A 20,406-nucleotide genomic window follows, 5' to 3' on the forward strand; every position below is an offset into this window, starting at 1 on the left:
AGCCGTGCTAACAAGCGTCCACTATTCAGCACGTTGCGGCGGTACTCCCAATCTGCCAGCATGAGAACGACTACGGGTGTCCCATCACAAGCAATCCGGAACCGAATGGGCTGACCGGCATCGACAAGCACTTATGATCCGACATACTCACAAAGATGTCCTTACTAACCGCCAGTTCGAACTCCTGTTGGAAGCATGCTCAGCTCTTCCAGCACCATACGATTTTGAAGCGCGATTCATCTGTCTCATCGCAGGCCCACTCGGGCTTCGCGCTGGGGAAATCGCACACTTCCAGACCGCGTGGGTGAACTGGAACCGCCGCACGATTCGTATCCCACAACACGAACCGTGCCAGTGCGGGTACTGCCGACGTCAGGCCTAACAGGAAACTACCCACAACGACGATCTATCGACTGAAGATGCCCTCGCATCTCGATGGCATCCGAAGACTGTCGCCTCGGCGCGGCTCATTCTGTTCGACCTCTCACTTCGACTGGAGTTGTGCGTCGAGCGTTTCGCTAACCGGTACGATGGGTTTCCCCGCTCGCGGCCAACAATCAACAGACGAGTGCAGACCGCAGCCGACGAAGTCGACCTTCCAGGACGTGTCTATCCACACTGTCTGCGAGCGACCGCCGCCAGCTACCACGCCTACAAGGGCGTCGCCCCGGTGCCGCTCCAAGCTCTAATGGGGTGGAGCGATCTGGCGACTGCGCAGAAATACATCCGTATCTCGGGGACAGCAACCGCTGATGGACTGCGTCGTGTCCATCACGGGTAGGGACTTCTCAAACGTCGTTCAGTAGCGACGTGACCGATACAGAGGGGTGGGTTCAGCAACGAACCGCCCCACCAAACGCCGCGGAAGGAGCGGCGAAGGCGGTAACTGTCATAGTTTCGTCGTCACTGGTCAGCACCGATTGGTGGGCCGACCAGTTCGAAGCCGTACTTCTTCCCCAACTCGGCCATCCGGTTCATGATCGCCTCGGTGTCCGGTGGTTGCTTGGGCTCGGGAGGTAATCCTAGCCGTTCGGCCGGCGTCCCCATCTCGATGAAGAACCGTTCGAAGCCCGGCTGGAAGGTCAGCTGAAGCAACCGGGTCTGTTCGGTCGTGCGCCACGCATGTGGGGCCCCGTGTGGGAGATAGACGGTCGTTCCGGGACGTGCACGCGTGTGCATGTCGCCGGCATCGAACTCGGCCTCCCCTTCGAGTATGTAGAACAGTTCGTCGTCTTCCTGGTGGACGTGCCGCGGCGGAGCGAAGCCCGTCGGTGACAGTTGCTCGACCATCGAAAACGACTCCTGAGTATTCTCCCCCGTGGCCTTGATGATTACCAAGGATCCCAGGAACCAGACGGCTTCACCGTCCTCGCGGTCCAGTGTAAACGGAGCGTCCCCTGCTGGTAAATCGATATCCGTTAACATGAGTTGGATTCACGTCGATAAATACCTATGTACACGGTAGGCATGCCGGGTGAGGTGAGTCGTTCAAGACTATTGAGCGATACGCGCCCTGTATTCAGCATTGCCCATTAGAACTACCCAAAGTCTGCCAGTACCGGCCTGCGAGATACAGAGAGTGAGTTCAACAAACATCCGACAGGAATTGATGCCCCGCTGGCGACGAGGAGCGAACCGACGGGTGGGGCGGCTATCGGCCGGTAGAGATCGCCATTGACGATATCGCGGACGCGCTGGCCGTCGAACAGCTGGTTCTCCTCGGAGACGTTCGGATACTGCTGGATGGGAAACTCGCCGAACTGCTCAGACAGCGGATACCCCATTTCACCCAGTTAATCAATAGCCGATTGGGCATGAAAATGTCCCTGATTTATGATTTTTCTTAGTCAAATACTACCATGCGCCAAATCGACAAGTATGAGAGCGAAGTGACAGCCAGTCACGAGGAGATCGCATCGATGCTGCACGGTGTGGCGGACGGACTTCGCACAGGAGCCGTTCGGTTAGGTGATGACACGGACGCAGTGACCGTCGACATGCCCGAGGAACTCACCCTAGAAATCGAACTCGAAACCGAGGCCGACGTGACGAGTCTGGAACTGGAGCTGGAATGGCCTGTATCGAGCGATACCTCCCCTGTATCGTCCGTCGACGTTACTTCTGAAGAAATGGACGAGGAACTCACGCTCGTGGGAGCCGCCGATGGATCACAGTCCCTGGCACGGTTCGAAGTCTACCAGGCCCGTGATGATGAATGGCGCTGGCGACTCCGCCATCGCAACGGGAACATTATTGCGACCAGTGGCGAGGGATACACCCGCAAACACAACGCCCTGAAAGGTCTCCAGAGTGTGATAGCGAATTCGACAGATGCAGCGATTACTGGCGAGGTGACGAACTAATGACCAGTCCTCGCATGATAATTCATCAGGTGCTCCCAGATGGAGTTGCCTCCGTTTCGTCCCTTCCCTTGCAGTTTGGTGGTGGATTTATCGAACTTGCGGTCCTCTTCTTGATACTTGCTCTCGTCGCCGCCGTTCTCGGGGCGCGAGGCGTCGCCGGTGTGAGCATGGATATTGCAAAATGGCTCGTGATTATCTTCATCGTCCTCGCAATCCTATCATTCGTTCTATAACCCATCCCTATTTCTAAAGATTCGGTCAGTCCAGTACCAACCAGTCTTGCGTGATCGAGATGGCCTGTGTATTCAGTACAGCCGGCAGCGTCTGTCCCCAGACTTTGGATTTCAATCGAGCCATACTTTTCTGAGTACGGCTCAGCAGACCGTATCGCAGGCCCGAGACCTCGACATCATCATCTTCGACAAGACCGGGACGCTCACCGAGGGTGAACACGGCGTCGTCGGCATGGAGACAGTCGCGGGCGTCGACAAAGACAACGCACTCGCGCGGGCTGGCGGGTACTTTCCCGTTTTTCGACAGCCAGCAGAGATGTCACACCAACTGACCCCCCACCACGATGTAGAAATGTGGCACGATCTCGGTGCGCTTTTGCAGACGGTCGGTTTACCGCATACGCGCGCTGTATTCAGCATTGCCCATTAGAACTACCCATAGACTGTCAGTAACGGCGTGCGAGATACAGAGTAGCTATGCAGCACGACGGGCCTGTTTGTGTCGTTGCAATACTGTTGAACCAGGGTCGCAGTAAGCGAGCGATGTACTCATAATAGGAATTCGAACACTGAATATGAAGCCACAACTGCCAGCGACGGCGTCAACACCCACATCGTCACGATACGTCTGGCCGCTGCCGGGTCGAAGAGGCTTCGCCGGTCGATGTCTGCAGGCCCCACAGCGCCGACATCTGGGATGGCTGGAATCTCATCTGGCTTCTCTGGCGGTTTCTCTTCTCGGGCGATATCGCCGATGGTGGGCCCGGCAGGAACATCCTCGGCGCGTGAGGTGACCAACGCACCAGTGGAGACTGTGACATCTGGACTGGCAGGCGATGGTGTCGCTAACTCCGTCAGCGTCGCTGCCCGACTCGCTCGACCCCATCCAAGCCCAATTATCGTTGAGGTCGTACTGACGGCGAGGCTCGCTGGAATTCCGAACGATGAAAGAAGAGTAATAACCGTTCCACCGACCAGTGAAACGATCAGTGATGCCAGAATCGGGAGCTCCGTGATATCGTCCCCGACCGTTTCTAGCGTGCGACGGGCGATGGTGAAACTACCCAGCCCGAAAGCCCCGACCGCGAGCAGGACACCCTGACTAACGGTGAGCGACCCGCCAGAACCGACGAGGGGAGCGACAGCGTTCGCAGCGTTCGATGCCCCTGCCGAGAACGCCATGTAACAGCCGATGATGACAACCGAGAGTGAGCCGATGGTATCCTGCAGTGATGCGCTCCGATTGATAAACGGCCGTGGAATCGCTCCCGTTCGGTCGAGCTGGATGAAGTGGAGGGTGAATGTCGTAAATGCAGTGTGGCGGTCGAGATAGGGGTAGAGATAGCGGCCGGTTACGACGCCGATACACAAACAGGTCAGGGGGGCGACTATCCAAGCTGAGACGATAACGAACATCAGCGCCTCATTGAGGGTGCCGGATGCGAGCCCTAATCCGACAATGGCACCTACAGCGGTCATCGAAGTCGAAGCCGGGACGCCGTAAAGATTCGATATCAACAGCGATGCGCCGGTAAAAAACAGCACGGTGACACTGGCGATGGGTGTGAACTGGGCTGCCGGCACGATACTACTACTCATCGTCGCGATGACTTCCCGACCGACGGTCCACGCACCGAGAAATCCAAAGCCGACGAACAATGCCCCCGCAGTTGTCTTCCGAATGAGGCGTGAGCCGACTGCAGGGCCGAACGCGACGCCAGTTGAGGAACCGCCAATGTTGAATCCAACAAATATGGCGACACCGATACCGACGACAGTCAGGAGAACCACCATCGTAATTGTCTTACCATTGTCAGACCCAGGTTTATGAGTTCTGAACTTGTTCTCACTTGACAAGTCACGGTGGTTACTGGACAGGTGTTGAGACTCGTTTCCGCTGGCCTTGCTGCCAACCGAGTGAATCGAGCAGGCTACGGGGCCTTGGTCGCATTCGTCGGTCTTTTCGCTGCGACTGCGGGGGCTATCGTGACGACGGTAGCGCTGAACATGACAGGCGTTCTCCCACCTGCGGCGAATCTCATTGATAAACCACTGCTGGAGGAACGCATTACGGCCGGATGGTTCAGCGTCGTTGCTGCTGCCGCGGCGGGTATCGCGGCGGGGGTAACGACCGACAAAGAACGGCAAGACACGCTCGTCGGAGTCGTCGCTGCCCTCGCACTTGTCCCGTCTGCAGCCGCAGGTGGAATAACATTACTGTCACAAGCGCCTGACAAGGCCAGTGGCGGCCTCCTCTTACTCGTCCTCAATGCAGGCATGGTCGTGATAACTGGGACGGTGACACTCCGGCTCGGAGCTCGTGGCGATCGGAAAGCGCACACAACCAAATAGGCCTCCAACTTCTCTATCGCCTGTTTCGCTCGTCAATATCGAATCGAACGGACTCTTCTGGGAAACTAACCCTCTGTACCGAGTGATTTCAATAGCAAGCAGTAGCCCATCTTTTGCAAGATACGCGCTGTGTATCTCGCACGGCTATCGGAACCTCTTGTCGACATGGCAAAAATATCGGCAGTCAGTACGCAACTCTCATCGACCGGCTGTTTCAGGTGAGAACCGATCTGAAGAATAGGATTTCAACAGGGTCTTAGAAATGGTACCGTTCCGGTGTCAAATAATAAGGACGACGGTACAAGATCCACGCTCCATTGGGGTGTATAAACGTGATGAATAGGTCATAAGAAAGGTGGCGTTGCGCTCAGTTGTTCGTCGAGTCGTCGTCTGGACCGATATTGTCTGTGACGGACGTGACCCAGTCATCGATGTTCTCGGCGACGTAATCCTGCCCGCCGAGTCCGACTGCCAGCCCGATTCCGAGCGCCAGCGCGATCGCGAGCGCGCCGAAGAAGGCTGCGATGAACGCGGTAAACAGCGTCGTCAGAATCGTGATATTGATCCCAATCGTCGCCAACGCGAGCGTGACGGTGATGTAGTAGATGACGACCTTCACGAACAGGCTGGCGAGGTGGAAGGTCCGACTATCGTCGGTTTCACGGACCACCTCGGCAGCCCGTTCGGCCGCCCAGATACCGACCAGCAGGACGAGGAGCCCGGCGACCAGGGCCGGAAGGTAGCCTGCGAACGTGTTGAATAGGTCGGCAAGCACTGCGATTTCGAGGATATCGACAACTGCGACGAGCGTCAGCAGGTAGATGTAGTAGGTTACGAGTTTGCCGACGAAACTACCGAACTCACCTTCCGTGTCCCCGAGTCGTTCGAGCGGCGTCCCAGCGAGGTACTTTCCGATTCCGAAGCCGCCGACAACGTCGGCGACGATATCACCGACGATCCGGCCGACGACGAACCCGATGACGAGAACGATAAGTGCCCCGAGAATGACCGGCAGGAACGCGCCGAGTTCCGCGAGCAGGTCTGTCAACTGGGCGATGCCCAAGACGTTCGCTGCGGCGAGGAGCGCGACGAAGTAAACGTAGTAGGTGACGATCTTTCCGAGGGCGCGAGCGACCCCATCCCCGCTCCCGACCTCTTCCATGGCAGTCCCTTCGGTGTAGCGAGTAAGTCCGATTTTGCGAACGATGCGAGTGACGATTCCGCCGAGGATTCGCCCGATGATGAATCCGACAATGAGTATCGCGATTGCCCCGAGTACCGTCGGGAGGAACGCGATGGCATTCCCGATTGCTTGCATTACCGAGTCCACAACTGCTCCCTGTAGTGGGACAGGGGAGATGGTTTCTGTGAACATCCACCAACTAAAAAGTCAAAAGATTAATAAAAGTTAGGGAATATTATAGTCTAAGACACAAATTAAGATTGATAGAACTTTGGTTTTAAACAGATAGATTTGTGTGTTTATTATATCTACTGCTGTGATTTTAAATGACAACAGATTCGAAATATAAAACGGTCCATCTACAACTACTATTATAAACATTATCGAAAAAGAATAGAAGTATCGCAGTCAATACGCAGCTCATATTAACTAGTAGATTGGCAACGATTGAGACCCCCCTCAGTGTAAGAACCGCGTCCTGTATTAAGCAGAACCTGAGTGAACTACCCGGTTACTGTCAATACTGGTGTGGCCAATGCAGAGGTTATATCTTGCACAGCCCGATCTGCTGCCGCTGTCTAGCTGTTAGATGATAGTTACCAACTTATTTCCGCAATCGCCCAGTATACGTAGTAACTCCAGTTCTGTATCCGTCTCGAAGACTTGGAGGGGTATCTCTCCTCGAGTGCAGTCTGGACGGTCACACTCATGAGACTCATTGTTAAGCCACTCGACAGGCAAATTGCAGGGAAGGGTATCGCAGCAATAGACCGGGAGGCGATGGCGGAACTCGGGATCGATAACGGCGATTTCGTCACTATCGAAGGAGAAACCGGGACTGCAGTTGTCCGTGTCAGGCAAGGACAAGCAGGCGAACGACAGCGCGGCATCATCGGCATCGACGGGCAAACACGCAAAACAATCGGCGCCCGACTCGACCGAATCGTTTCTGTCGAAGAAGCCGACGTCGAGCCGGCGAGCCAATTGTCGATTGCCCTCCCTGACGGCCTGCAAATTCGTGGCAATCTCGCCCCGTATCTCCGCGAAAAGCTCACCAACCGGGCTGTGCAGGCGGGACAGACCGTCCCGCTCTCGCTCGGACTCGGCTCTGTGATGGGGCGCTCGAACCGCCGGATTCCGATCCGTGTCGTCGACAGCGAGCCTGGTGGGACCGTGATTGTTACGCAGGAAACCACCGTCGAGGTGGTCGAGCAATCCGCCGAATCTGTCAGTGGTGACCGGGCGGGTGAGGCGGCCGACGGTCCAGACTCACCAAGCGTCACCTACGAGGACGTCGGGGGACTCAACGACGAACTTGACCAAGTTCGGGAGATGATAGAGCTACCGATGACCCACCCCGAGCTTTTTCAGGCACTCGGTATCGAGCCACCTCAGGGCGTCTTGCTCCACGGCCCGCCTGGGACCGGCAAAACGCTGATTGCAAAGGCAGTCGCCAACGAAATAGATGCCAACTTCTCGACGATTTCCGGCCCGGAAATCATGTCGAAATACCACGGCGAAAGCGAGGAGCGACTCCGTGAGGTCTTCGAGGAGGCTGGCGAAAACGAGCCGTCGATAATCTTCATCGACGAGATTGACTCCATCGCCCCGAAGCGAGACGATACGCAGGGTGAAGTCGAGCGCCGAGTGGTAGCGCAGTTGCTCTCCCTGATGGACGGGTTGGAAGACCGCGGTCAAGTGACGGTCATCGGGACGACCAACCGTGTCGATTCGATCGACAACGCGCTCCGCCGTGGCGGCCGGTTCGACCGCGAGATCGAAATCGGCGCCCCTGACACCGCGGGCCGACACGAGGTCCTCCAGATCCACACCCGAGAGATGCCTATCGCCGACGATGTCGACCTCCAGCAGTACGCCGACAACACACACGGGTTTGTCGGCGCCGACCTCGAAAGTCTCGTCCGGGAGGCAGCGATGAACGCGCTCCGTCGCGTCCGTCCGGACCTAGACCTCGAAGGCGACGAGATTAGCGCCGAGACGCTCGAAACGCTGGAAGTAACCGAGAAGGATTTCCGGTCGGCGCTCCGAGAGATCGATCCCAGCGCACTCCGAGAGGTGTTCGTCGAGAAACCCGATGTCACGTGGGACGACGTGGGTGGACTCGCAGCGACCAAAGAGCGACTGCAGGAGGCCATCGAGTGGCCCCTCGCCTATCCGGATGCGTACAAGCAGGTAGACCTCCAGTCGACGAAGGGGATTTTGCTCCACGGGCCACCCGGCACCGGGAAGACGCTCTTGGCGAAGGCCGTCGCGAACGAGGCTCAGTCGAACTTCATCTCCGTGAAGGGGCCCGAACTGTTCGACAAGTACGTCGGCGAAAGCGAGAAAGGGGTCCGGGAAATCTTCGAGAAAGCGCGCTCGAACGCACCCACCGTCATCTTTTTCGACGAAATCGACGCCATCGCAACCAAGCGTGGCAGCAGTGGCGGAGATAATCAGGTCGGTGAACGCGTCGTGTCGCAGTTGCTGACCGAACTCGACGGGCTGGAAGAGCTGGAGGATGTGGTTGTGATCGCGGCCACGAACCGCCCCGACCTCATCGACGATGCACTCACTCGTGCGGGCCGGATCGAACAAAAAATCGAGGTCGGGGCACCGGACGAGGCAACTCGACGGGAGATTCTGACGATCCATACCCGCAATCGGCCACTGGCCGACGATGTCGACCTCGACCAACTCGCCGCCGACATGGATGGCCTGGTGGGCGCCGATGTGGCCGCATTGTGTCGCGGCGCAGCCACCGCAGCCGTTCGTGAGCACGTCCGGGCCCAGTCCAGTGACGAACCGACGGCTGTCGAGGATATCGTGCTGACGCAAGCGCATTTCGAGGCGGCACTCGAAGAGATCACAGCCGAGGACTAATTCAGACAGCAGCCGGTCGCTGTGTCTGTCTTTCGTGGACATCTAAAACGAATCCTTGTCGGTCGCTTGGCACTCTTGCGAGTTGATATGGGATTTCTTGATTCCTTCGGCGCGTTAGTGAGTAGTATCATTGCAGCAATCGTGATGCTGGTCTTTGCGATAGTCAGTTTCTTTGTGAGCGTGTTTATCGTCCAGGCTGGCGCAGGGCTGGCCGGTTACTCACCGAGCGGAGAGTTCGTCGTGCTTTCGGCCGGTATCTTGGCAACCGGCGCAATTGTGGCCGGTTCGACACCGATGTCGAGTCTCGGCGGGGTCTACGAATAGCAATACTTCGATTTCCGCCCGTCCCGTCCCATGCTGATTAGAGATGCAGAGTTCTCCAGGAAACTAATCGCACTTCTCGCCGAATACCCGGCCAGGCAGACTGGGGGTCAGTATAGGAGATAACTATCGGCTGGATATGCAAACTACCCGAATCCTGTCAGAAACGCCGTGCAAGATATAGAGATTGTAGTCAGCAAAATTTTCTATCGAGAGGAACCGAATATTGGCGTTCGATCGTCTGGAGATACCACTAGATTGAACCCCGCCGAATATTCAAAAATCAGTCAGCCAGATTCAGAGGAAACGTTCTTCCAGCAGGATAGAGAAGCGTTGCTTGACGCACCTCACCTCAATTTCAGATACTTCGCCCTCCTTGTGGTGAGCCATCTAAACCGTTCGCTCAGGCTTCCGATTCCACTGATGACACATCGAACTGCTTTCTGAACTCCTGGACCGCCTCGTCGGAGCCGACCAAGACGATTCGTTCATTACCCGTAAATCGGCGATGCGGGTCGATATTGCTAGTGAAACCTGATTCGTCCTCAACAGCAATGACGCGACACCCCGTCTTCTGATAGATTCCCGACTCTGCGAGTGTCGACCCTGCCAGCGGTGTTGCCGGGACGCGGAGCAACCGAATCTGACTCGCCGGTGCGAGGACATCTTCACCCCGCAGTTCTCTGGCGACCATTCGGGCGCTCACGCGTGGAACTGAGAGCACGTAATCTGCCCCTGCACTCAGCGCCTTTCGCGTCGTATCAGTGTCACTTACCCGAGCAAGTATCTCGATATCCGGGTTCAGTGACCGCGCCAGTACCGTTGTCAGCAGTGAGGTAGAATCGTCTCCGAGACCGATGATGATAGCACCAGCAGTCTCTATACCGGCCTCTTTCAGTATTTCCTCTGACCCTGCATCACCGACGATGTCAACACCATCACGGTCCTCAATATCGATGGTTACGACATCGAGTCCTTCCTTGGATGCGACCGCCCGAGCAGCTTGGCCGACCTCACCCTGTCCGGCAATGATGATACGATTGTATTGACGGAGCGTGCGCGATGTTTGGGTGAATTCACTGAACGCTTCCAGCGAATCATGTTCGCCCGTGACCAGCAACACGGTGTTCGAACGGATAATCGCATCCGGGTCGGGCGGTAGCTGTAACTCGCCATCAATCCACGCGCCGATGATATTTGCTCCGGTCTTCTCTCTGATTTTCGAATCGCGGATTCGTGTCCCTATTAGTCGATTCCCGTGCTGGACCGGGACTTCCGTGACTTCTATCTCACCGCCGAGATCGATTGTATCTGTCAGATCCGACCTGAATGAGGAAATGGCTTTTTCCGCGAGTCGACGACCGAGAACCCCGTGTGGTGATAGGACGGTATCCGCGCCCGTATTGAGAAGAACATCCCGCATGCTGCTATCGTCAGTGAGAGTGATGATTTCGATTTCTGGATCGACCGAACGCACCGTTAAAATAGTGTTGACGTTTGCATCGCCAGCATCTGTAATGACTGCCCGTGCTGAATCGATGCTAGCTCGTTCAAATGCCGATACATCCTGTGGTGAGCCGTGAATGACAGAGTAGCCGTCATCGGCGAGGTCCTTGGCGTGCTCTTTGGATGAGGAGATCAGGACATATTCGATACCGAGTTCTCTTAGTTCGTCAAGGAGAACGGCAGAGTCACGACGGTACTCACAGATGATGACGTGGTCCGTCTTGGGAGTAAGCTGGTTGTCGAGATTGACTTCGGCCCCGGTGAATAGCGGGATGATGATGAGCCGGAGCGTAAAAAAGCCAAGAACGATGCCGGAAATCTGTGTTCCAGCAACGAACAGGAACATCAATGGATGACTCCAATATCCGGAGTCTTGACCGTATCCGGTAGTGGTCATCGTCTGGACGATGAATTCGAACGAGGCGAATATCGGTTGGTTGACCCCTTCCAGCTGTGCCAGTGCGAAATTGTACGTAACCGTGTAAATCATGACCAGCACAGCTAACCCGGTGAGGTAGTAAGTGACGAGGCGGTCTCGGCGAGAAAGCTGGATGTCAGTCAGTCTCTTTATAGGATCAATCATTGCTGAATGCCACCATTGTGGTTATAATGATTTGAAAAGAGTTCCTGAGACCCTTTCAGTGTATTGTACCCTGTGTCTATGATGTGTGGGTGCGAAATATGCGCCTTGTATCTTGCACACACGCTTCGATATTCCTGGAAGCTGTCAGAACCAGTGTGCGAAACATGGCGCTTCTATTCGGTAATACGGTTCTTTTTTCATGGAATATGGGAGAATCATCTGCTAACGAGGCCACGTAGTACTCAAACAACGTCATAATTAGACGTAGGCAGAACCCAAGTGATTTATGCAGTGTACTCCCCCTTTAAATTGAGGTTACTTACCAAATGGGACTTCTTGATTCGTTCGGAACATTAGCTAGTGGTATCATCGCGGCGTTCGTCATGCTGGCCTTTGCCATCCTCAGTTTCTTTGTGACGGTGTTTATCGTCCAAGTTGGGGCTGGGCTGGCCGGCTACTCACCGAGTGGGGATTTCGTTGTGTTGTCGGCAGCGCTGCTCGCAACAGGTGCTATCGTTGCCGGCGCCACTCCGATGACTGCCCTCAGTGGTAGCGGCGAATAGGCACTATCGAGCGATACGCCGCTGACTTGTGCTGACCGATACGCGCTTTGTATCTTGCACATCCAGTTTAATGTTTCCAGAAGCTATCACAAGCGGTGTGCGAGATATAGCGAACTAATCAACAGCACAGTCCGGTTTATTCTGGTGTCAACATCGACCCAACCCATCGCTGAGCGTGTGTGGATACCGTCGTGGAGTCTCCTAAATACGGTCGCTCTCCTTGAAGATGTGCAAAGCCATTGATCCAGCGCAGCGAAAACCGAAGTCCTCAGCGATCGTCACCGGAATTTACCACCTTGCGACGCAAATTGCGGGTATGGTTCTCACGCTGGTGGCTTTCGGTATCGTAGCGATCTGCCTGCTAACGGCAATCAGTGCCTTCTTCTCGAGCAGCGAGCTGGCAGTCTTTTCAGTCACTCGTCACCGTGTCGACGCACTCGCCGCGGCCGATGCACCTGGTGCAGCGGCACTAGCGAAACTGCGAGCGAATCCCCATCGATTCCTCGTCACAGCGCTCGTCAGCAACAATGTGGCGAACATCGCGGCCGCAAGCGTCGCTACCGCTGTTCTGGTGGAATTCCTGCCTGCCAATCAGGCCGCGACTGGGGCAACGGTATTTACGAGCTTTTTTGTTATCGTGTTCGGCGAGATCGCTCCCAAGTCCTATGCCGTCGCTAACGCCGAGCAGCACGCGCTGCGCGTCGCCCGACCAGTCGTCGCACTCCAGAGGGTACTCCGTCCAATCCTGTTCGTCTTCGAGGTCACGACCGGGGCGATAAACCGCGTCACAGGCGGCGAGTCGAATTTTGAGGCCTATCTCACGAGAGAGGAGATCGAGACAATCGTTCTGAGCGGCGAGACCAGCGGCGTCCTTGACCGCGACGAGGGGACGATAATCCGCCGCGTCCTCAACCTAGAGGAGACGACAATCAGAGGGGTAATGGTCCCGCGAACCGCGATGGTTGCGGTGTCCACCGACGCGACCCTCGATGATGCAATCGAAACCAGTTGGCGCGAGCACGTGGCACGGATGCCAGTGTACGGCGATACCCGCGACGACATCCACGGGGTCGTCGACGTGCGTGACCTCCTTCGGGTCCGCTCCGAGGGAGGAACGCTTGACGATGCGATGACGCCACCCGTATTCGTCCCCGGAACCAAGCCGGTCGACGAATTGCTCACAGAGATGCAGATCGAAGGCTCCCAGATGGCTATCGTCGTTGACGAATTCGGCACTGTTGTGGGCCTCGCGACGTTCGAGGATGTGATTGAGGAAGTCGTCGGCGAAATATTCGATAGCGAGGACACCGATCCAATACGCGTAGTCGATGCCGACACTGCCGTCGTCACCGGGTGGGCGACCGTCGATTATGTGAACGAACGTCTCGGAATCGAGATTCAGACGGACGGACCATTCGAAACTGTCGCCGGACTCGTCAACCACCACGCCGGGAGACTAGGTGAAGAGGGCGACCGGATAGAGCTTGGGGATATCGTGGTAACGGTGCTCGATACGAACCAGCGACGCGTCCGCCGTGTCCGCATTGACTGGAGCGGGGATGCGGAGACTCCTGATGGCTCGCTGAGTACAGACTCCAAATCCGCCACCGACGATATCTGACAGATTTCGACCCCCGAGAACCGTAGTTCTGAGTACGCCAACTGTATCGTACGCGGTGAATGTGATGCCTTTCGACGACCCCATCGGCTGTCTCTATCGCACCGACGAGGTCGATATGAACTCCCTGGTAATGCGAAATATGCGCTGTGAATTCAACACGGGCGGGAGAAACTACCAGGATTCTGTAAGAAGCGGCGTGCTGCATAGAGAGGCTGGATTCAGCAAAGCAAACTCCTGGTGGCCATTCTTGGAACAGGCTTTTATTTGACGGGATTGAGTTGATAGACACACTCGCGACTCGATGAGCGCATTCCTTTCCGGCGCATCAGAACTTCATTCTGTACTCCCATTCGACCAACCGGTCGTCGTGCTGGCACTCGCGCTCGTTTCGTTTTTGCTTGCGCCGATTCTTATTGAGCGGGTCGGCCTGCCGGGAATCGTCGGAATCGTCCTCGCTGGGACGGCACTCGGTCCAAACGGAGTAGGTATCTTGGCACTCGGCGACGCAGTCGTCCTGCTCGGGAACGCAGGCCTCGTCTACTTGTTGTTCATCGTCGGGCTGGAACTCGACTTACGTCGCTTCCTCCAGGCGCCACAGGATGCTGCGCTCTTCGGTGGGGTCAGTTTCGGTTTGCCGTTCGTCGTCGGGACCGGCGTCTGCATGGTCGTCCTCGGGTTCGACTTCTGGGCAGCGATGTTACTGTCGGCGGTTTTCGCCACCCACACATTGCTTGCCTATCCCGTCGTTAACAAACTCGACGTGACGACAAACCCCGCCGTTACGGCCGTCTTCGGTGGGATACTCTTCACTGACACGGCAGGGCTCGTGGTACTGGCGCTCTCCCTAGGCGTCATTCAGGACGGCCTGTCGCTCTGGCTGGTCGGCCAGATTGCAGTCACGCTCGTTGCCCTGTTCGGTGGCCTCTGGCTGGTCATCCCCCTGCTTGCCCGCTGGTTCTTTCGCAACACCAGCCAGGAGAGCTACTTTGAGTTCCTCTTCGTCGCCGTGGTCATCTTTGGATCCGCAAGCCTCGCCGAGGGGCTGGGACTGGCCCCCATCCTCGGGGCCTTCATCGCCGGAATCGCCCTCAACCGGCAGATCATACGAGGTGGCACGCTCATAAACCGAATCGAATTCATCGGAAACGCTCTGTTCATCCCGTTTTTCCTGTTGTATGTGGGGATGCTCGTTGATCCCGCGGTCCTCCTTGCGGGCACAGAGACACTCTGGATCGCGGCGGTGATTCTCGGGGTGATGCTCTCGACGAAAGTCGTCGCCGCCGTCGGTGTGGCCGCGATTAAGGGCTACAGCCGTAACGCGACCGGCGTGCTTGTCGGCCTCTCTGTTGGTCAGGCGGCTGCAGCGCTGGCAATCACGCTGCTTGGGTTTGAGGCGGGTGTGTTCGCTGCCGAAGTTCTCAACGCTGTCGTCGTGATGATCCTCGTCTCCGCAATCGTCAGCCCATGGGTGACCGAACGCTACGGGCGCCGTCTTGCCACCGAGGGGGAGGCAGCCCAGAGTGCGCCCGAGCCCTACGATCCGCGAATTCTCCTCCCACTGACCCAGGCTGCCGAACTCCAGCGACGCCTGTTGGACTTGGCCTTCGCGCTGAAAGACGATCCCTCGTTGACGCCGGTCCATCTCCTCACAGTGCTCAGCCCTGACGCTAGCGACGAGGAACTGGCTGCGGCCGAGAGGGAACTGGACCGCGCGGCCGAAACCGGCAGCGAAGCGGAGGTTCCAGTCAAAACCGAAACCCGAATCGACCACAGTGTCGCATCCGGCATCGCTCACGCGGCCGTCGAGACCCGGGCCGACCTCGTGCTGCTGGGCTGGGGAGGGGAGATATCCCTCAAGGGGCATGTGTTCGGTACTATCATCGACCAAGTCCGTGACCGCACGACCGATCCAGTGCTTGTCTCGCGGCTCGGGCGGCCAATCAACACGACGTCACGGGTGCTCCTCGTATTACCCCCGGCAATTGGCCATCACGAGGGGTTCGCCGAGAGCGTCTATCTCGTCAAGCGCATCGCTCGGAACCTCGGTGCACCGCTTGAGGTAATCGCTGTCGACAGTCTGCTCGCTCGCGAGTCCTACAAACGACTGATTGGGGACGTTGCCCCTGAAATGACCGTGACTGTCTCGACCGTAGACGGCTGGGACGGTCTCCGCGACCGCCTCCAGGCGGCGGGCCAGGCAGACCTCGTCGTTCCTCTGAAACCGCGAGAGGGAAGTCTTGGCTGGACACCAGAACTCCGCGGACTCCCTGCAGACATTGTTGACGCTCCGCCAGAGGCGTTCGTCGTCGTCACACCGCGGCAGGGTGACCCCGGATACGCCGCACGGTTTTTGCGGATCGGGTGATCCCGTATCGAAGTAAATGGTAGTCTGAATCAAAAAACACCGACCATTGAGTCAGTACAAATGTCAACAGTCCTTGACAAGTGACGAACAGTACTGCGTGGACCGCACGGAGTACCCAGGATTTACAAAACTTGGCGGGGCGTACCATTGTACCGCTACAAGCACTGATTGGGTGGAGTGCCCTTGCGACCGTCCAGAAGTACATCCGGATTGTGCTACCCCGACCGCCGACGCACTCCGTCGGGTCCACCACAAACAACCGAAGAATCACTCTCCTGGCAGAGTACCTGCTGCTACACAGAGAGTGTCTCACTCACCCTACTTCGGACGGCAATGGAGGTATTGACGAAGGGCCTCTCGGGCCTCCTGGTTTATTTCACTCCCTGGTTGCTCGAGCGTCGGGAAGTGAGCGTGTTCTCGGTCTCGCTGAGTTCGTGACGGAGGGAAAGGACTGCGGCCACCGTGAGCAGAACAGCGACAACGGCAAGACTGCTCGTGCTGTGGAGGTGAGCATTCCTGTCAGTGGTCCCGTACAGACGTCGAAGCAGAGTTCGCGTGCAGCGACGTCATGCCGTCGGTAGTTATTACACCGAGACCGACGACTGGCGTTACATGGCAGACATGACCGTCGAGGAGGCGATGGCGAAATACGGACCCAGCGATATCACCCGTGACAATCTTCTGACGATCGATGACCCGAATTACGTAGCCGACAATGTCGCCATCGTCACCGGCGGCGGGGCGGGCATCGGCCGGGCGGTGTCACTTGCCTTCGCGGCCAACGGCCTCACAGTTCTCGCGACCGACAGAGACGAGGCCGGCCTCGCGGCCGTCAAGGCGGAGGCCGAGGAACTCGACCTCCCCGGGGATATTGTCACTGTCACTGCCAACCTGACCGACGACGCTGACCTCGAACGCATCGTCGACACGGCGACGTTTCACGGGTCGCCCCGGTACCTGATTAACAACGCCGGCATCCAGACCGTCGCACCGATCGAGTCGTTCCCGGTCGAGAAGTACGACCTGATGCACGACGTGATGCAACGGGCGCCGCTACTGCTCACGAAACACTGCCTTCCGCATTTCCGCGCAAACGATGATGGCTGCGGCGTCGTCGGGAACATGTGCTCGGTCCACGGCCACATCGTCACGAAAGACAAGGTCGCCTACAACACGACCAAGTTCGGCCTCCGGGGGCTCACCCAGTCCATCGCCGCCGAAGGCGAGGGAAAAGTCCGTGCCTTTACTGTCAGTACCGCCTACGTCAAGACCGCACTGGTCGCCAAGCAGTTGCCCGACACGGCCGACCGGCGGAACATGACCGTCGACGAGGTCGTCGAGAAAGTGATGCTCGAGCGTACCCGCGTCAAAGAGATGATGGAACCCTACGAGGTGGCGAATCTCTTCGTAATGGGATGCTCACACCACAGCAGCCACCTCAACGGGGGAGACATGACTCACGAGGGCGGCATGAGCCTGACCTACTGAACGGGACAGTGGAGCAGGAATTGATACGGTTAGCCGTGGTGGAGCAGTTATGCCAGTCGGTTTCGAGCCACTGTCGAAGGCGAACGCAGACCGCGGTGTAGACGACGCAGTGTCACAGACGTAGCACCGGGCACCCCCGACCGGCACGGAAACGGAGCCTCGCTGTCGGCGCGTTGCTCGTCGCCGTAGTCGGCACGGTCGAACTCCGGCGTCGTGGCTTCCGGGCTGTGTTGACCCCAGAGCCCAACCCTGGAAGCGAGTCACAGAACAGCGGCCGACAGTAGGGCCCGTGACACTAGCGCAGCCTCCGCTCGCTTACTCGCGGCGCTCTGTCAGGAACCGGTCAGCCCGTTCGCGACCGGTCCGGAACAGCGCCTCGATGAACGCGGGCGACCGGTCGAGTTTCGTCGACCAGCGGAGCTCCTCGTCGAACTGGACCCGCTCGATGTCCGTATGTGTGTACCGGTCGGGCAGGTAGCCGGCGTCGACCCACTCGTTGACCTGCTTGATGAACGCCACCTCCTGTTCGAGGGAGGTGTTGCCGCTGAGTTCGTTTCGACGGTCCTCGATATCGTGGAGTGATCGTGGCACCTTCGACCGCTCGGACGGATTAATCTGGATGACCCAGACCTCGTCCGGGTCGGGGATATCGTCAGTCGTCGAGAAGTCCCGTACTGGCGGGTTCTTCGAGAACAGGCCATCCCAGTACTGCCGGCCGTCAATTTCGATGGCGCCAAACAGGCCGGGTTCGGCCGCGCTGGCGAGGATCGCCTCGGCACACATCTCCCGTCCACGGAACACGCGAAACTCCCCGTTCAGGACGTCGATAGCGCTGATGAGCAGGGCCGGATGGATGAGGCCCTCGCGCCGCTCGCGCTCACGGAGGACCGTACTCAACTCGCGTGCGTGCTCGAAGTCGACGTGGTCCTCGAGGAGACGCCGGAACTGTCGCTGTCCGATGATGCCGGCGGGTGTCTGTCCTGGGCTGAACTGCGGGAAGGGAACGCCCATGGTCCGCAACTCGGCGGTCCCGACCGCGAGGTCGTTCAGGTACCGCTCGGCCGGCTGGTGGGCTTTCAGGTCGTTCCAAAACTCCCCAAGTAGCGCGCTGGGGGCGTGGTCAGGGCTGACGGTGCCATACCAGCCCAGTAGCGCACAGACAGCACCGCCGGAGGTCCCGGAGAACCCCACGATATCGTAGCCCGCCTTGCAGATCTCCGGCAGGAGCCGTTGTAACGCCCCGGCAGTGAACGCCGTGTGGCTACCGCCACCCTGGCAGGCGATCGCGACCTTCGTTGGGTCGTCACTCATCTACACCACATTTCAGAGCCGGGCGTATGTACTTGTTTACCGACCGGTCGATTTTTCACCGCGGTCGATGTCTCGCCGGTGTGCTCAGCCTGCTCCGTCAGTTCGGCGAGCGATGTTCGGACCTCTCCGAGGAATACATCCCCGACCCCTACGTCATCGCCATCGTCCTCACGTTCGTCGCCGGCGCCGCCGCGATGGCGACCGGGGCCGGTCCGCGGGCGACCCTGACCGCCTGGACTGGTGGCGTCTGGAGTCTCCTTCCGTTCATGGCCGCAATCTCGGTCCTGCTGATGACCGGCGATGCCATCGCGAAGTCCCCGACGTTCACGCGCGGCCTTGAGCGGCTGGCGCGACTGCCAAACTCACGGTTCACGGCTGTCTGGTTCACGTCGTTCGTGGCGATGGCCGCTGCCGTCGTCTCGTGGGCCATTGGCCTCATCGTCGGCGCCATCATGGCCAAACGCGTCGCTTACGAGTGTCAAGAGAAGGGAATCACCGTCCACTACCCACTGCTGGCGGCGGCGGGCTACACCAGTCTCATGGTGTTCCACGGCGGGCTGTCATCGTCGGTGGGGCTGTTGATGGCCGATCCACAGCTCATCCCGGGGACCTTCCCCGACTACGTCAGAGGCGGCATCCCGCTTGCGCAGACGATCGGCAGCCGAACGAATATCGTGACCACGGGCTCGCTCCTCCTGGTCGTCCCGGTCATCATGGGGTTGCTCCATCCCGAAGATGGGATTCGGGAACTCCCTCGGGCGACCTACCGGGACATCGACCGGGTGGTCGCCGAAGCGATGGCCGACCCGACGACCGATGGCGGCACCCCAGCTCGCTCCGTCGCGGACCGGCTCAACGACTCGCGGGTGATTGGGCTGGCTATCGCCGTCTTCCCCGCGTTCTTCGTCGTTAATGCGTGGTTCCTCAGAGCCGGTGGAATCTCGAATCTGACGCTCAACAGTATCAACGCACTCTTTCTTCTGGGTGCGATTCTCCTGTGGGTACGCCCATCAGCCATCGTCGCTCAGATGAAAGACAGCGTCACCAATATCTCCGGAATCATCTTCCAGTTTCCGTTCTACGCCGGCATCGCCGGCCTACTGACAGGGACCGGCCTGGCGACGGTGATTGTTGAGTTCTTCGGCGCGTTCGCCACACCGGCCACCTGGCCCGTCATCGGCGTCTTCGTGGCGGGGGTCGTCAATGTCTTCATCCCGTCGGGTGGCGGCCAATGGGTCGCGATGGGACCGATTATGCTGGACATCACGACTGGCTTCGGATACGGCCCCGAGCAGGCCGTCATCATCGAGATGCTGGGCGACCAGTTGACGAACATGATCCAGCCGTTCTGGGCGATTCCACTCCTCGCTATCGCCGACCTTCGTGCCCGTGATATCATTGGCTACACCACGGTCGCGATGCTGGGTGGGCTCGTCATCGTGTGTGGCTGGCTGACTGTGTTCCTTGTCTTGCTCTGAACTGCAGCCGGGTTCCACCGAAATGTGACCGATAGGCTCCCTGTATTCAGCATATGGCAAAAGATAGTCCGGGAACTGATATATGACCAGTATTCAAACCCCCGAATTCGGACGCCTCACGCCCAACAAGGGAATTCGTTCGACAGACGAGCGAGC

Annotated in this window: 18 protein-coding genes; 12 read left to right on the forward strand and 6 right to left on the reverse strand. The window is 58.0% G+C overall.

The annotated features are described in order from the left end of the window. Positions 1–499 precede the first annotated feature (499 nt). A complete protein-coding gene (locus KZ498_RS16830; protein WP_312620284.1) occupies positions 500–781 on the forward strand; it encodes a site-specific integrase in 282 nt (93 codons plus the stop codon). 122 nt (positions 782–903) lie between these two features. On the opposite strand, the gene KZ498_RS16835 is transcribed toward KZ498_RS16830, so the two are convergent. Further along, positions 904–1,425 (reverse strand): cupin domain-containing protein, encoded by a 522-nt coding sequence (locus tag KZ498_RS16835; protein ID WP_312620286.1) that lies wholly within the window; start codon positions 1,423–1,425, stop codon positions 904–906. Between the two features lie 113 nt (positions 1,426–1,538). Next, on the reverse strand, positions 1,539–1,784 hold the full coding sequence (locus tag KZ498_RS16840) for a hypothetical protein (RefSeq protein WP_312620287.1): 246 nt from the start codon (positions 1,782–1,784) through the stop codon (positions 1,539–1,541). Positions 1,785–1,859: 75 nt separating this feature from the next. Between KZ498_RS16840 and KZ498_RS16845 the strand changes: the two genes are divergently transcribed. The 3 genes from KZ498_RS16845 to KZ498_RS16855 are packed head-to-tail and all read left to right on the forward strand — an operon-like array spanning position 1,860 to position 3,026. Further along, positions 1,860–2,363 carry an amphi-Trp domain-containing protein gene (locus KZ498_RS16845; RefSeq protein ID WP_312620288.1) on the forward strand — a complete coding sequence of 168 codons (504 nt, stop codon included), beginning with the start codon at positions 1,860–1,862 and terminating at the stop codon, positions 2,361–2,363. Between the two features lie 14 nt (positions 2,364–2,377). Further along, complete coding sequence (locus tag KZ498_RS16850) at positions 2,378–2,596, forward strand: DUF1328 domain-containing protein (RefSeq protein WP_312620579.1); 219 nt, start codon at positions 2,378–2,380, stop codon at positions 2,594–2,596. A 46-nt stretch (positions 2,597–2,642) separates the two neighbouring features. Continuing rightward, complete coding sequence (locus KZ498_RS16855) at positions 2,643–3,026, forward strand: hypothetical protein (protein ID WP_312620290.1); 384 nt, start codon at positions 2,643–2,645, stop codon at positions 3,024–3,026. A 119-nt stretch (positions 3,027–3,145) separates the two neighbouring features. On the opposite strand, the gene KZ498_RS16860 is transcribed toward KZ498_RS16855, so the two are convergent. Next, positions 3,146–4,390, reverse strand: a complete 1,245-nt coding sequence (locus KZ498_RS16860) for an inorganic phosphate transporter (RefSeq protein ID WP_312620581.1) — start codon at positions 4,388–4,390, stop codon at positions 3,146–3,148. Positions 4,391–4,474: 84 nt separating this feature from the next. Between KZ498_RS16860 and KZ498_RS16865 the strand changes: the two genes are divergently transcribed. Next, a complete protein-coding gene (locus KZ498_RS16865) occupies positions 4,475–4,948 on the forward strand; it encodes a DUF389 domain-containing protein (protein ID WP_312620582.1) in 474 nt (157 codons plus the stop codon). A 367-nt stretch (positions 4,949–5,315) separates the two neighbouring features. Here the strand turns inward: KZ498_RS16865 and KZ498_RS16870 are convergent, their stop codons facing one another. After that, a complete protein-coding gene (locus KZ498_RS16870) occupies positions 5,316–6,266 on the reverse strand; it encodes a mechanosensitive ion channel family protein (protein WP_312620291.1) in 951 nt (316 codons plus the stop codon). Positions 6,267–6,839: 573 nt separating this feature from the next. Here KZ498_RS16870 and KZ498_RS16875 point away from each other — a divergent pair. Next, positions 6,840–9,014 carry a CDC48 family AAA ATPase gene (locus tag KZ498_RS16875; protein ID WP_312620292.1) on the forward strand — a complete coding sequence of 725 codons (2,175 nt, stop codon included), beginning with the start codon at positions 6,840–6,842 and terminating at the stop codon, positions 9,012–9,014. Positions 9,015–9,101: 87 nt separating this feature from the next. Then, positions 9,102–9,338, forward strand: a complete 237-nt coding sequence (locus KZ498_RS16880) for a hypothetical protein (protein WP_312620294.1) — start codon at positions 9,102–9,104, stop codon at positions 9,336–9,338. A gap of 400 nt (positions 9,339–9,738) precedes the next feature. On the opposite strand, the gene KZ498_RS16885 is transcribed toward KZ498_RS16880, so the two are convergent. Beyond that, positions 9,739–11,424: an NAD-binding protein gene (locus KZ498_RS16885; protein ID WP_312620296.1), complete on the reverse strand. Its 1,686-nt coding sequence runs from the start codon at positions 11,422–11,424 to the stop codon at positions 9,739–9,741. Positions 11,425–11,750: 326 nt separating this feature from the next. Here KZ498_RS16885 and KZ498_RS16890 point away from each other — a divergent pair, with 326 nt between their 5' ends. The 4 genes from KZ498_RS16890 (at position 11,751) to KZ498_RS16905 (ending at position 17,461) form a co-directional block, all read left to right on the forward strand. Further along, complete coding sequence (locus KZ498_RS16890; protein ID WP_312620297.1) at positions 11,751–11,987, forward strand: hypothetical protein; 237 nt, start codon at positions 11,751–11,753, stop codon at positions 11,985–11,987. Positions 11,988–12,303: 316 nt separating this feature from the next. Continuing rightward, entirely contained in the window at positions 12,304–13,608 is a 1,305-nt protein-coding gene (locus KZ498_RS16895; protein WP_312620298.1) for a hemolysin family protein, read from the forward strand. Positions 13,609–13,909: 301 nt separating this feature from the next. Continuing rightward, complete coding sequence (locus KZ498_RS16900; RefSeq protein WP_312620299.1) at positions 13,910–15,973, forward strand: cation:proton antiporter; 2,064 nt, start codon at positions 13,910–13,912, stop codon at positions 15,971–15,973. 621 nt (positions 15,974–16,594) lie between these two features. Next, complete coding sequence (locus tag KZ498_RS16905) at positions 16,595–17,461, forward strand: SDR family NAD(P)-dependent oxidoreductase (RefSeq protein ID WP_312620584.1); 867 nt, start codon at positions 16,595–16,597, stop codon at positions 17,459–17,461. Between the two features lie 315 nt (positions 17,462–17,776). Here the strand turns inward: KZ498_RS16905 and KZ498_RS16910 are convergent, their stop codons facing one another. Beyond that, on the reverse strand, positions 17,777–18,772 hold the full coding sequence (locus KZ498_RS16910) for a patatin-like phospholipase family protein (RefSeq protein ID WP_312620300.1): 996 nt from the start codon (positions 18,770–18,772) through the stop codon (positions 17,777–17,779). Positions 18,773–18,852: 80 nt separating this feature from the next. Between KZ498_RS16910 and KZ498_RS16915 the strand changes: the two genes are divergently transcribed. Continuing rightward, positions 18,853–20,250 (forward strand): TIGR00366 family protein, encoded by a 1,398-nt coding sequence (locus KZ498_RS16915; protein ID WP_312620301.1) that lies wholly within the window; start codon positions 18,853–18,855, stop codon positions 20,248–20,250. Positions 20,251–20,406 lie beyond the last annotated feature (156 nt).

Origin of the sequence: Haloarcula sp. 1CSR25-25 (assembly GCF_032027985.1) — an archaeon.
Taxonomy (GTDB): Archaea; Halobacteriota; Halobacteria; order Halobacteriales; family Haloarculaceae; genus Haloarcula.